Here is a 600-nt window from a genome sequence, read left to right on the forward strand (position 1 = left end):
GGTTTACCCCTGAGCAACTGGCCTGGCGGGTGGGGGCGGGGCTGGGGTTGTTGGCACTGGGATCCCAGCTCTGGCAGCCTTCCCCCCTGCTGGGGCTGCTGGCTGTAGCAGCGGGCCTGGGGATTGGGATCCCTTGGGGGCTGGGGCAGATTTTGAGTGTGGATCGGGAGCGGCAGCGGGTGACCCTGACCCGGCTGGGTGGCCCTTGGGGGATTTGGCGGCAGCAGGTCTTCTCTTATCCTCTCGCTCAATTGCAAGGGGTGCGGCTGCAGCGGCTGGGACAAGAGATCCTGGATAAAGAGGCCCAGGAAAGCTTTCAGATACAAGCTCAGGTACGCTTGCAGTTTCGCCGCGGTGCTTTTGAACAAGAGCTTGAAGAAGTAATCGCGTGTTTCAGTAGCCAATCGGCGATCAAAAAAGGCGAGCCGGAAGCCCTTGCCTTGGCGCAGCGGCTGGCAGGCTGGATTCAGGCCTATATGAACCTGTGAGGTTTCCTCTTGTGTTGCTCCCGAAGCCACGTGAGCTGTTGATTGTAATACTTGGCAATCCTTGGAAAGCTGTCGAGAATGGGTGTGGATTTGGATAGGTGCTCTTGCGTAT

The 600-nt window shown here is 58.7% G+C and carries 1 protein-coding gene; it reads left to right on the forward strand.

The window, feature by feature from the left end; genetic code table 11:
* Positions 1-488, forward strand: a 488-nt coding sequence (locus NW827_RS09865; protein WP_414503631.1) for a hypothetical protein, incomplete at its 5' end; no start/stop codon positions are given.
* Positions 489-600 lie beyond the last annotated feature (112 nt).

Source organism: Synechococcus sp. H70.1 (assembly GCF_047502705.1).
Lineage (GTDB): Bacteria > Cyanobacteriota > Cyanobacteriia > Thermostichales > Thermostichaceae > Thermostichus.